Below are 11,825 nucleotides of genomic sequence, written 5' to 3'. Positions count from 1 at the left end.
GAGCCCCGTGATCAAGCCCGACCTCGGCATCACCGTCCCCGACGAGCTCGGCTCGGTCCACTTCATCGGCATCGGCGGCTCCGGGATGAGCGGGATCGCCCGGCTGTTCCACCACGCCGGGCACCGGGTCACCGGGTCCGACGTCCGCGAGTCCCACCCCATCGAGCAGCTGCGGGAGCTCGGCGTCCCGGTCGCCATCGGCCACGACGCGGCGAACCTCGGGGACGCCGAGGCGGTCGTCGTCACCTCCGCCCTGTGGCCCGACAATCCGGAGTACCTGCTTGCGAAGGAGCGCGGCCTGCCCGTGCTGCACCGCTCGCAGGCCCTCGCCTGGCTGGTGCGCGGCAAGCGCCTGGTCGCGGTGGCCGGAGCGCACGGCAAGACCACGTCGACCGGCATGATCGTCACCGGTCTGCTCGGCGTCGACGCCGACCCCAGCTTCGTCAACGGCGGCATCATCGAGAGCCTCGGCACCTCCTCCGCCGCCGGCTCCGGCGAGGTCTTCGTCGTCGAGGCCGACGAGTCGGACGGCAGCTTCCTCCTCTACGACACCGCGGTCGCCCTCATCACGAACGTCGACCCGGACCACCTCGACCACTACGGATCGCTGGAGGCGTTCGAGGAGGCCTTCGTCACCTTCGCCTCCTCCGCGAGCGAGCTCGTCGTCATCTCCTCCGACGACCCCGGCGCCGTCCGCGTCACCGAGCGGCTGGTCGGCGGACGGGTGCTGACCTTCGGCGAGGCCGAGGGGGCGGACGTCCGCGTCGTCGACCTCGACCTCGTCGGCCCCGTCGGCTTCTCGGTCGAGTACGAGGGCAGGCGCTACTCGGCCCGCCTCCGCATCCCCGGCCGGCACAACGCGATCAACGCGGCCGGCGCGTTCGCAGTGCTGGTGGGCCTGGGCTTCGATCCGGCCGCCTCGCTCGAGGCCGTGTCGGCGTTCGGAGGCACGGAGCGCCGCTTCGAGCTGCACGGAGCGGTCCGCGGAGTCAGCGTCTACGACGACTACGCCCACCACCCCACCGAGGTGGCCGCCGCCCTCTCCGCCGCGCGCACCGTGGTCGGCGAGGGCCGCATCATCGCCGTGCACCAGCCGCACCTCTACAGCCGCACCCGCCTCTTCGCCCGCGAGTTCGCTGAGACGCTCGAGCGCTACGCCGACGAGACGATCGTCCTCGACGTCTACGGGGCGCGCGAGGATCCGGAGCCCGGAGTGACCGGAGCGCTGGTCAGCGAGAAGTTCGCCGACCCGTCGCACGTCTCGTTCGTCCCGGACTGGGCGGAGGCGGCCCGCCTCGCGGCCGGCATCGCGCGCGAGGGCGACTTCGTCATCACCCTCGGCTGCGGCGACGTCTACCGGATCATCCCGCAGGTGCTCGAGTCGCTCGGCGCGAGCGAGGCCGCGCCGGTCGCACGATGACCGCGGTCCTCGCGCCCGAAGCGGGGGAGCGGCCGTGAAGCGGCCCGACGGCGGACGCCCTCCGGCGCCCGGTCGGAGCGTCCCCACGCGCGGCGGCGAGCCGGAGCCGGACACCGAGCCGATCCGGATCGTCTCCGCGATCCGCGTGGACCCGGAGCCGGCCGAGCGCACTCCGTCGCGCGCGGGCGCGGTCCGCCGCACCCTCTCGGGCCTGCGTGTGCCCGGTGCCGAGAACCGGGCCGTCTCCCGGGCCGCCCGCGAGCGGAGGCGCTACGAGCGGGGGGAGGTCCGCCGCTTCACGAAGCGCGCGCGTCGGCGCCGCCTGATCGCCCTGGTCGTGGCCGGGTCGCTCGTCGCCCTCGCCCTGATCGTCGGAGTCGCGGCCTTCTCGCCGCTCATGGCCGTGCGCACGATCGAGATCTCGGGCACCCAGCGCGTCGACGCCGCCGCCCTGCAGAGCGAGCTCGACGACCAGCTCGGCGTCCCGCTCACCCTGGTGGACCGGGACGAGGTCGGCCGCGTGCTGGGCGCGTCCCCGCTCATCCAGAGCTACTCGGTGCAGACCCGGCCGCCGAGCACCCTCGTGGTGTCGATCGTCGAGCGCACGCCCCTCGGCGTGATCGCGGCGGGGGGCCGCTTCGAGCTCGTGGACGCGGCCGGAGTCGTCATCGAGACGGCGGACTCGGCGCAGCCCGGCTACCCGGTCCTCACCACCGCGTCCGGCGACGCCTCGGGAGCCGGCTTCCGCGCGACCGCGCGGGTGCTGCGCTCCCTGCCCGCGTCGCTCGCTCCGCAGGTGACGGCCGCCACGGCCACGACTGGCGACGACGTCTCGCTCACCCTGCAGAACGGCACGGAAGTCGTCTGGGGCGGGTCGGACGAGTCGGCGCTCAAGGCCGTCGTGCTCGAGAAGCTGATGGCCGCGACCGACCCCGCCGTCGTCGGCACTTACGACGTGTCCTCGCCCCAGGCCGCCGTCGTGGCGCCCCGGCCCTGACCGGCGGCGGATCCGCGCGTTCTTTCGAGCGTTGCGGGCGTGTCTGCTGGGAGCGCGACCGGACTCCGCCTACCGTCGGAGCCGAACCCCAAATGCATACTCAGCATAACTTTAAGCCTCAACTACAGGTTTAAGGTTCAGCCCGGAGGCCGGAGACGTGACTTCAAACCAGAACTACCTCGCCGTGATCAAGGTCGTCGGCATCGGCGGTGGCGGCGTCAACGCCGTCAACCGCATGATCGAGCTCGGCCTGCGCGGTGTCGAATTCATCGCGATCAACACGGACGCCCAGGCGCTCCTGCTCAGCGACGCCGACGTCAAGCTCGACGTGGGCCGCGAGCTGACCCGCGGACTCGGCGCCGGCGCCGACCCCGAGGTCGGCCGCCGCGCCGCCGAGGACCACGCCGAGGAGATCGAGGAGGTCCTCGCGGGGGCCGACATGGTCTTCGTCACCGCGGGCGAGGGCGGCGGCACCGGCACCGGCGGCGCGCCCGTCGTCGCGCGGATCGCCAAGTCGATCGGCGCCCTCACCATCGGCGTCGTGACCAAGCCCTTCGGGTTCGAGGGACGCCGTCGGCAGACGCAGGCCGAGGCCGGCGTCGCGACGCTGAAGAACGAGGTCGACACGCTCATCGTCGTCCCGAACGACCGCCTGCTCGAGATCAGCGACCGCGGCATCTCGATGCTCGAGGCCTTCGCGACCGCCGACCAGGTGCTCCTCGCCGGCGTCCAGGGCATCACCGACCTGATCACCACGCCCGGCCTGATCAACCTCGACTTCGCCGACGTGAAGTCGGTCATGCAGGGCGCGGGCTCGGCGCTGATGGGCATCGGCTCATCGCGCGGCGCCGATCGCGCGATCAAGGCGGCCGAGCTGGCCGTCGCCTCACCGCTGCTCGAGGCCAGCATCGACGGCGCGCACGGCGTGCTCCTCTCGATCCAGGGCGGCTCGAACCTCGGCATCTTCGAGATCAACGACGCGGCGCGCCTCGTCCAGGAGGCGGTGCACGCCGAGGCGAACATCATCTTCGGTGCCGTGATCGACGACACGCTCGGCGACGAGGTGCGCGTCACCGTCATCGCCGCGGGCTTCGACGGCGGAGAGCCGGGCGGGACCGCTCAGGCCGCGATCGCCCAGCCGCGCCAGCAGCAGAGCTCGGCGAGCGAGTCGGCCGCCGAGCCCGTCCCGGCTCCCGCCGCCGCCCCTGCGGCCGGCTCGATCTGGTCGAGCACCCCCGTCGCCGCCCCGGCCCCTGTCGCCGACCCGTCCTTCGACGACGACGACAGCGACCTGGACATCCCCGACTTCCTCAAGTAGTCGTGCCGGATCCGGAGCTGGCCGCGCGCTGGGCCGAGGTCTCCGAGCGGGTCGCCGACGCGACCCGCTCGGCCGGTCGCGAGGTGTCCTCGGTCACGACCATCGTGGTGACCAAGTTCCACCCCGTGTCGCTGCTCCGCGACCTCCTCGAGCTGGGCGTCGTCGACTTCGGCGAGAACCGGCACCAGGAGGCGCAGGAGAAGTCGGCCGAGCTGGCGGGGACCGCTGCGCGCTGGCACTTCATCGGGCAGCTCCAGAGCAAGAAGGCGCGCCAGGTGCGCCGCTACGCCGACGCCGTCCACTCCGTCGACCGGCTCGCGCTCGTCCCGCTGCTGGAGGCGGGGGAGGAGCCTCTCGACGTGTTCCTGCAGGTCAACCTCACCGAGGATCCCGACCGCGGGGGAGCGTCGCCCGCCGACGTCGAGCCCCTCGCAGAGGCTCTCGCCGGGGCGCCCGGCCTCACGCTGCGCGGCGTGATGGCGGTCGCTCCGCTGGACGAGGAGCCCCGTCAGGCGTTCGCCCGGCTCCGGTCGATCTCCGACCGCGTGCGCGCCGTCGAGCCCTCCGCCACGGCGATCTCGGCGGGCATGTCGAACGACTTCGCCGAGGCGATCGCGGAGGGTGCGACACACCTGCGAATCGGATCGGCAATCACCGGAGAACGCCCCGCCCGCACCTAACCTCGTGGTGACCCACCTGTGGGAGCACACACGACACGGAGGACACCCCATGGCCAACCCGCTGAAGAAGACGATGGTCTACCTCGGACTCGCCGACGAAGAGGTCGAGTACGAGCGCGCAGAGCCCGTCGAGGCGGCCCCGGCGACGGCCCACCGCGCACCGGTCTCCCCGGTGCAGCCCGTCCCTCCCGTCGAGCCGGTGCAGCAGCCCCGCGCGACGGTCACCCCGCTCCGCAAGCCCACCCCCCAGACCCCGAAGGCGACGGCACCCGCCGAGATGAACGAGATCCTCACCGTCCACCCGAAGCAGTACCGCGACGCGCAGGTCATCGCGGAGAACTTCCGCGACGGCATCCCCGTGATCATCAACCTCTCGCAGATGAGCGATGCGGACGCCCGCCGCCTCATCGACTTCGCGAGCGGACTCTCGCAGGGCCTCTACGGCCGCATCGAGCGCGTGACGAGCAAGGTCTTCCTGCTCTCGCCGTCGCACATCACCGTCGCCGGCGACTCCGCCTCCGCCGAGAGCGACGCCGACGCGTCGTTCTTCGCGAAGTCCTGATCCCGGGGAGCCCTGGCCCCCGGTGACCTCCGTCGTCTCGCTCCTCGGGAGCGTCCTGTACTTCGTGCTGCTGCTCTACTTCTTCGCGATGTGGGCGCGGTTCGTGCTCGACCTCGTCCGCGTGATCCGACGCGACTGGCGCCCCCGCGGTGCCGGCCTCGTCGCCGCGGAGGGCGTCTACACCGTCACGGACCCGCCGATCGGCTTCTTCCGACGCCTGATCAAGCCGGTCTCGATCGGTCCGATCGCGCTCGATTTCGGCTGGAGCCTCACCATGCTCTGCGTCATCGTGGGCATGTACATCGCCACGTGGCTCCAGCGCGCCTGACCGTCCCTGTATCGTTGGCACGTCCGGACGTTCCCCGCGGTGTCAGCACTGCGCCGTGCGCCTGAAGTTGCTAGCTTTAGTCGCGCGTTGTTAAACGTGTACCTACTTGAAATCGAAGGTGGAAAGCCATGGCGCTCACTCCCGAAGACGTTGTCAACAAGCGGTTCCAGCCGACCAAGTTCCGTGAGGGATACGACCAGGACGAGGTCGACGACTTCCTCGACGAGGTCGTCGTGGAGCTCCGCCGCCTGAACCAGGAGAACGAGGAGCTTCGTCAGCGCCTCTCCTCCGGCGACAGCCGCCCCTCGGACGCCCGAGTCCCCGACGCCCCGCGCGAGAGCACTCCTGCTCCCGCCCCGGTGGTCGACGAGGCACCCGAGCCGGAGCCGCAGCCCGAGCCCGAGCCCACCCCGGCTCCCGCACCGGTCGTCGCTCCCGTCAGCTCCTCGCAGTCGGCCCCGGTCGACGAGGCCGAGAGCTCCAGCGGACTCCTGCAGCTCGCCCGCCGCCTCCACGAGGAGCACGTGCGCGAGGGTGCTGAGAAGCGCGACGCGCTCGTCGCCGAGGGTCGTGCCACGGCCGCCCGCATCGTCGCCGAGGCCGAGGCCAAGCAGCGCCAGCAGGTCGCGAAGCTCGAGGAGGAGCGCGCGACGGTCGAGCACCGCATCGACGAGCTCCGCACCTTCGAGCGCGAGTACCGCCAGAAGCTGAAGAGCTACATCGAGGGCCAGCTCCGCGACCTCGACACCCAGCCGGCGTCGACGGAGTCCTCGCTGTCGGGCTTTGGGGCGTAGTCCCGCCGCAGCGGACGTCAGGCCGAGGGTGCTCGTCACCCTCGGCCTCGTCGCGCTCGCGGTCTTCGCGATCGATCAGACCGCGAAGTTCCTGGTCACGACGAACCTGACCCTGGGCGAGGACGTCCACGTCCTCGGCGACGTCCTGATCCTGCACTACGTGAAGAACCCGGGTGCCGCCTTCTCCCTCGCGAGCGGGTCGACCTGGATCTTCTCGATCATCGCGGCGTGCGTCGTCGTCGCCGTGATCTGGTTCTCGCGCCGGATCCGCTCCACCGCGTGGGGCGTCTTCTTCGGCCTGCTGCTCGGCGGCACCCTCGGCAACCTCTTCGACCGGCTGTTCCGAGAGCCCTCCTTCGGGCTCGGACACGTCGTCGACTTCCTCTTCACGCCGTGGCTGCTCCCGGCGATCTACAACGTCGCCGACATCGCGATCTGCACGGCGATGGCGCTGTTCGTCCTCCTGAGCGTGCGGGGCGTCGGCCTCGACGGCACCCGCGAGCGCGCGGGCCGCGACGAGCAGGACCAGGTCGTGTCCGAGAACGGCGCTCCCGCCGCCCCCGGAGCGGGCGCCCCCGCAGCGGCCTCCTCCGTCGAGGAGGCGGCCCGCGACGCCGACCGCCCCGGCGGACGCTGATGGCGCAGTCCCGAGAGCTGCCGGTCCCGGACGGGCTCGACGGCCTCCGCGTGGACGCGGCCGTCGCGAAGCTGCTCGGCTTCTCGCGCACCTTCGCGGCCGAGGTCGCCGAGGCGGGCGGAGTGAGCGCCGACGGACGGGTCCTCGACAAGAGCGACCGCGTGCACGCCGGCACCTGGCTGAGCGTCGAGTGGAGCCCGCGCGAGGAGCCGCGAATCGTGCCGATGGCGGTCCCCGGCCTCGGCATCGTGCACGACGACGACGACATCGTGGTGATCGACAAGCCCGTCGGAGTGGCCGCGCACCCCGCCGTGGGCTGGGAGGGACCGACGGTGCTCGGCGCCCTCGCCGCCGCGGGCTTCACCGTGTCGACCTCCGGTGCGGCCGAGCGCGCGGGCATCGTGCACCGGCTCGACGCCGGCACGAGCGGCCTCATGGTCGTCGCGAAGTCCGAGCGCGCCTACACGCACCTCAAGCGGGCGTTCCACGACCGCACGGTCGAGAAGGTCTACCACGCGGTCGTGCAGGGCCACCCCGACCCGCTCGCCGGGACGATCGACGCCCCGCTCGGCCGCCACCCGTCCTCGGACTGGAAGTTCGCGGTCCGCGCCGACGGCAAGCCCTCGGTGACCCACTACGAGACGATCGAGGCCTTCCCGTTCGCCTCCCTCCTCGAGATCCACCTCGAGACCGGCCGCACCCACCAGATCCGCGTGCACATGGCCGCCCAGCGCCACCCGTGCGTCGGCGACGCGATGTACGGCGCCGATCCGACCCTCTCGAAGCGGCTCGGCCTCACCCGCCAGTGGCTCGACGCGGTCCGGCTCGGCTTCACCCACCCGGGCTCGGGGGAGTGGGTGCAGTTCGAGGCGTCGTACCCCGACGACCTGGTGCACGCCCTCGAGGTGCTGCGCGGGGAGTGATCCGCGCTCTCCCGGCCGGACCCGCGTCCGGCGCGGTTAGACTTCTTCCCGCCGTGTCTACGGGCCCTCCCGGGTCGCCGGCCATCCCTCCCCTGCCCGCAGTCCGCCGGAGGCGCATCCTTGCCGAGTAACGATTCCTTCGTCCACCTCCACGTGCACAGCGAGTACTCGATGCTCGACGGTGCAGCGCGGGTGAAGCCGCTGATCGACGCGGCGGTCGAGGAGGGCATGCCGGCCATCGCCGTGACCGACCACGGGAACGTGTTCGGCGCCTTCGACTTCTGGCGCACCGCGACGGCGGCGGGGATCAAGCCGATCATCGGCACCGAGGCCTACCTCACCCCGGGGACGCACCGCTCCGACAAGACCCGCATCCGCTGGGGCGACGGCGGAGGGGACGACGTGTCCGGCTCCGGCGCGTACACCCACATGACGCTGCTCAGCTCGACCACGACGGGCATGCACAACCTCTTCCGCCTCTCCTCGCGCGCGTCGATCGAGGGCTACTACTTCAAGCCGCGCATGGACCGCGAGATCCTCTCGCAGTACTCCGAGGGCCTGATCGGCACCACGGGCTGCCCGAGCGGCGAGGTCCAGACGCGCCTGCGCCTCGGCCAGTACAAGGAGGCCCGCCAGGCGGCCGCCGACTACCGCGACATCTTCGGCAAGGAGAACTTCTTCGCCGAGATCATGGATCACGGCCTCGACATCGAGCGGCGGGTGATCGGCGACGTCATCCGGCTCGCGAAGGACCTCGACCTCCCGTTGGTCGCCACCAACGACCTGCACTACACGCACGCGCACGACGCGACCTCGCACGCGGCGCTGCTCTGCGTGCAGTCCGGAACCACCCTCGACGATCCCAAGCGCTTCAAGTTCGACGCGGACGAGTTCTACCTCAAGTCGCCGCGCGAGATGCGCCAGGTCTTCCGCGACCACCCCGAGGCCTGCGACAACACGCTCCTCATCGCGGAGCGCTGCGACGTCCAGTTCGACACCTCGGCGAACTACATGCCCCGCTTCCCGGTGCCGGAGGGCGAGACGGAGGACACCTGGTTCGTGAAGGAGGTCGAGGCCGGACTGCGCGAGCGCTACCCGGACGGCATCTCCCAGGAGGTGCGCGACCGGGCGGACTACGAGACCCGCGTCATCCTGCAGATGGGCTTCCCCGGCTACTTCCTCGTCGTCGCCGACTTCATCAACTGGTCCAAGCGCAACGGGATCCGCGTCGGTCCCGGCCGCGGCTCCGGTGCCGGCTCGATGGCGGCCTACGCGATGAAGATCACCGACCTCGATCCGCTGCGGCACGGCCTGATCTTCGAGCGCTTCCTCAACCCCGACCGCGTCTCCATGCCCGACTTCGACGTCGACTTCGACGACCGTCGCCGCGGCGAGGTCATCCGCTACGTCACCGAGAAGTACGGCGACGAGCGCGTCGCGCAGATCGTCACCTACGGCACCATCAAGGCGAAGCAGGCTCTCAAGGACGCCTCGCGCGTCCTCGGCTTCCCGTTCGGGATGGGCGAGAAGCTGACGAAGGCCATGCCGCCCGCGATCATGGGCAAGGACATCCCGCTCAGCGGCATCAACGACCCCGCCCACGCGCGCTACAAGGAAGCGCTCGACGTGCGCAACGTCATCGCCGAGGACCCGCAGGCCAAGCTGGTCTTCGACACCGCGCTCGGACTCGAGAACCTCAAGCGCCAGTGGGGCGTGCACGCGGCCGGCGTCATCATGTCCAGCGATCCGCTGCTCGACATCATCCCGATCATGAAGCGGGAGCAGGACGGCCAGATCGTCACGCAGTTCGACTACCCCGCGTGCGAGTCGCTCGGGCTGATCAAGATGGACTTCCTGGGGCTGCGGAACCTCACGATCATCGACGACGCCCTCGACAACATCCGCGCCAACCGCGGACTGGACCTCGTGCTCGAGGACCTCGAGCTCGACGACCAGGCCGCCTACGACCTCCTCGCGCGTGGCGACACGCTCGGCGTCTTCCAGCTCGACGGCGGCCCGATGCGCGGCCTTCTCCGACTGATGAAGCCCGACAACTTCGAGGACATCTCCGCAGTCCTCGCGCTCTACCGGCCGGGCCCGATGGGCGCCGACTCCCACACCAACTACGCGCTGCGGAAGAACGGCGTGCAGGAGATCACCCCGATCCATCCGGAGCTCGAGGAGCCGCTCTCGGAGGTGCTCGGAGGGACCTACGGCCTGATCGTGTACCAGGAGCAGGTCATGTCGATCGCGCAGAAGCTCGCGGGCTTCACGCTCGCGCAGGCCGACCTGCTGCGGCGCGCGATGGGCAAGAAGAAGAAGTCCGAGCTGGACAAGCAGTTCGAGGGCTTCTCGGGCGGCATGATCGCCAACGGCTACTCGATGGAGGCCGTCAAGACCCTCTGGGACATCCTGCTGCCCTTCTCCGACTACGCCTTCAACAAGGCGCACTCGGCGGCGTACGGCGTCGTCTCCTACTGGACGGCGTACCTGAAGGCGCACTACCCCGCGGAGTACATGGCCGCGCTTCTCACCAGCGTCGGCGACTCCAAGGACAAGATGGCCGCCTACCTCAACGAGTGCCGGCGGATGGGGATCAAGGTGCTCCCGCCGGACGTCAACGAGTCGATCGGCTTCTTCACCGCCGTCGGCACCGACATCCGCTTCGGCCTCGGCGCCGTCCGCAACGTCGGCATGAACGTCGTCGAGGGCATCCGGGCCGCCCGCGAGGAGAAGGGGCGCTTCGAGACGTTCCACGACTTCCTCCGCAAGGTGCCGCTGCAGGTGACCAACAAGCGCACCATCGAGTCGCTCATCAAGGCCGGCGCCTTCGACTCGCTCGGCTCGACCCGCCGCGCCCTGGTCGAGGTGCACGAGGACGCCGTCGAGGCGGCGGTGGGGGAGAAGCGCAACGAGGCGAACGGCCAGGTCGGCTTCGACTTCGACAGCCTCTGGGACGAGCCGCAGGCCGCGATCCAGGTGCCCGAGCGGCCTGAATGGGCCAAGCGCGACAAGCTCGCCTTCGAGCGCGACATGCTCGGGCTCTACGTGTCCGACCATCCGCTCGCCGGACTCGAGACCGAGCTCGCCAAGCACTACAGCACCACGATCGCCGACCTGCTGATCTCGGAGACGATCGCCGACGGCGAGACCGTGGTCGTCGCGGGCCTCGTCACGAGCGTCCAGCACCGCATGGCCAAGGCCTCCGGCAACCAGTACGGGATGATCCAGGTCGAGGACTTCGGCGGCGAGATCACCTGCATGTTCATGGGGAAGGCGTACCAGGAGTTCGCCCCGGCGCTCACGAACGACTCCATCGTCGTCGTCAGAGGCCGCGTCAGCATGCGCGACGACGGGATGAACCTGCACGCGTTCAGCCTGTTCGCCCCCGAGATGAGCCAGGACGGCGACTCGGGACCGCTCACCGTCTCGATGCCCGAGTCGCGCGCGACCACCGACACGGTCTCGCAGCTCAGCGACGTGCTCATCCGCCACTCCGGCCAGACCGAGGTGCGGCTGAAGCTCATCAAGGGCGACACGGCCCGCGTGTTCGAGGTGCCGTTCCCCGTGCGCATCACCCCGGACCTCTTCGGCGAGCTGAAGAGCCTGCTGGGGCCGAACTGTCTGTATTGAATTCCGAGCCGGTCCCCGACCGGCTCGGCGCGGTCGGCTGGGGAGGGTGGCCGGGTTCGTGAGAGCGTCGTGCGTCCGGCTACGACGATCCGCTGGCACGCGGATCGCCGGTTCGCCGGGCCTGTGGCGAGCCGGTCCCCGACCGGCTCGGCGCGGTCGGCTGGGGAGGGTGGCCGGGTCGGTGAGAGCGTCGTGCGTCCGGCTACGACGATCCGCTGGCACGCGGATCGCCGGTTCGCGGTGTCTGTGGCGAGCCGGTCCCTGCCCGGCTCGGCGCGGTCGGCTGGGGAGGGTGGCCGGGTTCTCAAGAGCGCCCTGCGTACGGCTACGACGATCCGCTCGCACGCGGATCGCCGGTTCGCCTCGGAGGGTCGGGCGAGAGGGTGGCGGATCGGAGGGCGAGCCTGCGGCCGCCGGTGTCCTCCTGGTGGTCGAGTAGCCGCGCGGCGGCGTATCGAGACCGGGCGAGCGCCCGTAGATGCTGGTCGAGTAGCCGCGGAGCGGCGGATCGAGACCGGGCGAGGGTCGGGCGG

General features: G+C 70.9%; 10 protein-coding genes. All 10 read left to right on the top strand.

Translation table 11 applies throughout. The features are described from left to right. Positions 1-7 precede the first annotated feature (7 nt). The 10 genes from murC to dnaE all read left to right on the top strand — a co-directional run bounded on the left by murC (position 8) and on the right by dnaE (position 11,292). Complete coding sequence (gene murC / locus C5C44_RS13120; RefSeq protein ID WP_104335996.1) at positions 8-1,420, top strand: UDP-N-acetylmuramate--L-alanine ligase; 1,413 nt, start codon at positions 8-10, stop codon at positions 1,418-1,420. A 34-nt stretch (positions 1,421-1,454) separates the two neighbouring features. Continuing rightward, a complete protein-coding gene (locus C5C44_RS13115) occupies positions 1,455-2,417 on the top strand; it encodes a cell division protein FtsQ/DivIB (protein ID WP_104335995.1) in 963 nt (320 codons plus the stop codon). A 157-nt stretch (positions 2,418-2,574) separates the two neighbouring features. After that, a complete protein-coding gene (gene ftsZ / locus C5C44_RS13110; RefSeq protein WP_104222597.1) occupies positions 2,575-3,735 on the top strand; it encodes a cell division protein FtsZ in 1,161 nt (386 codons plus the stop codon). Positions 3,736-3,737: 2 nt separating this feature from the next. Continuing rightward, complete coding sequence (locus C5C44_RS13105) at positions 3,738-4,415, top strand: YggS family pyridoxal phosphate-dependent enzyme (protein WP_104335994.1); 678 nt, start codon at positions 3,738-3,740, stop codon at positions 4,413-4,415. A 49-nt stretch (positions 4,416-4,464) separates the two neighbouring features. Then, positions 4,465-4,977: a cell division protein SepF gene (locus C5C44_RS13100; protein WP_104222599.1), complete on the top strand. Its 513-nt coding sequence runs from the start codon at positions 4,465-4,467 to the stop codon at positions 4,975-4,977. A 22-nt stretch (positions 4,978-4,999) separates the two neighbouring features. Continuing rightward, positions 5,000-5,305, top strand: a complete 306-nt coding sequence (locus C5C44_RS13095) for a YggT family protein (RefSeq protein WP_258059242.1) — start codon at positions 5,000-5,002, stop codon at positions 5,303-5,305. Positions 5,306-5,433: 128 nt separating this feature from the next. Continuing rightward, on the top strand, positions 5,434-6,099 hold the full coding sequence (locus C5C44_RS13090) for a DivIVA domain-containing protein (RefSeq protein WP_104267391.1): 666 nt from the start codon (positions 5,434-5,436) through the stop codon (positions 6,097-6,099). Between the two features lie 28 nt (positions 6,100-6,127). After that, the gene (lspA, locus tag C5C44_RS13085) at positions 6,128-6,736 is read left to right on the top strand and encodes a signal peptidase II (RefSeq protein WP_104273469.1); all 609 of its coding nucleotides are present in this window, start codon (positions 6,128-6,130) and stop codon (positions 6,734-6,736) included. Continuing rightward, complete coding sequence (locus tag C5C44_RS13080) at positions 6,736-7,659, top strand: RluA family pseudouridine synthase (protein WP_104233341.1); 924 nt, start codon at positions 6,736-6,738, stop codon at positions 7,657-7,659. The genes lspA and C5C44_RS13080 overlap by 1 nt, the downstream gene beginning before the upstream one ends. A gap of 171 nt (positions 7,660-7,830) precedes the next feature. After that, positions 7,831-11,292 carry a DNA polymerase III subunit alpha gene (gene dnaE / locus C5C44_RS13075; RefSeq protein WP_374953975.1) on the top strand — a complete coding sequence of 1,154 codons (3,462 nt, stop codon included), beginning with the start codon at positions 7,831-7,833 and terminating at the stop codon, positions 11,290-11,292. The last annotated feature ends 533 nt before the right edge of the window (positions 11,293-11,825 follow it).

Source organism: Rathayibacter sp. AY1F6, assembly GCF_002932035.1.
Classification (GTDB): domain Bacteria; phylum Actinomycetota; class Actinomycetes; order Actinomycetales; family Microbacteriaceae; genus Rathayibacter.
The sequence above is the reverse complement of the archived record's forward strand: the minus strand, read 5'-3'. Positions and strand labels throughout refer to the sequence as shown.